The sequence below is a fragment of the Robertmurraya sp. DFI.2.37 genome (genome assembly GCF_029211245.1).
Taxonomy (GTDB): domain Bacteria; phylum Bacillota; class Bacilli; order Bacillales; family Cytobacillaceae; genus Robertmurraya; species Robertmurraya methanolica_A.
In genome coordinates this window covers 1-931 of the sequence record NZ_JARGEJ010000145.1, presented here as the reverse complement: position 1 = coordinate 931, position 931 = coordinate 1, and the positions used below count along the sequence as shown (strand labels likewise).

Sequence of the window (931 nt, the reverse complement as noted above, 5' to 3'; positions counted from 1 at the left end):
AGAATCTTGTATGGATTGAAACGACAGGCGAAGAGCAAAAGACGCTCGTCATTCGCAGAAAAGTAAATGGTGAGGTAATTGCCGAGCACCTTATTAGCTCAGAAAAAGGAAAACTCATTCAAAACCGTCATCATACTCGTGATCGCTCCAAAGGGGTTGAAGAGCTTAAGCAACGTCTAATCTCTTACTTTGAAAATCAGACACAAGCAGCTGCTTATTTGGATGAGATCAGCCAACGATACCCGAGGTATCGTCGAGACCAATTTTCCATCATCTACAAGGTGATTCAACAGTATCCAGCATTAATGGATATTGTGATGACTAAGTGCATGACGGAGAAACTATACAATGCGAATGATTTTCGGGATATCGCTCATCACCTTGATACATTGCGTGACGAACCAGTTATAGAGGTACAATCCATTTATGCCCATTCAGCAAAACATTCTGATATTAAGGCCTCTACCCGTTCTTTAAATGCGTATACAAGCATTTTAGGAGGTAGAGCATGATAAATAAGACTGTGCATGAATTACAAAACCAATTTCGTCAGTTACGTCTATCAGAGACTGCGGAGGAGCTGCCACAGCTTCTTCGCACAGCTGAAAAAACATCATGGACCTACTTGGAATTCTTAGAATCTATCACAAGATACGAATTAGCAAAACGTGAAGCGAAGAGCCTTGAAAAAAGAATGAAGTGGGCACGCTTCCCTTTCGTGAAGTCATTAGATGAATTTGAACTTAAAGGTCAAAACGTTCTAACAGCTCGCCAGCTTTCTCAGCTTCGAGAATTGAGCTGGTTAGAACAACAGTACAATTTAATTCTTCTAGGCCCTCCAGGCATCGGAAAAACGTATATCGCAATTGGGCTGGGACTCGAAGCCGTTTATAGAGGATTCCATGTTTACTTCGCTACAATGGGTGAGCTT

Annotated in this window: 2 pseudogenes; both read left to right on the top strand. The window is 41.7% G+C overall.

What is annotated here, in order from left to right:
- Window positions 1-512, top strand: a pseudogene (locus PZE06_RS25800) (IS21 family transposase); the annotation flags it as partial.
- Window positions 512-931, top strand: a pseudogene (gene istB / locus PZE06_RS25795) (IS21-like element IS643 family helper ATPase IstB); the annotation flags it as partial. The pseudogenes PZE06_RS25800 and istB, both read left to right, overlap by 1 nt.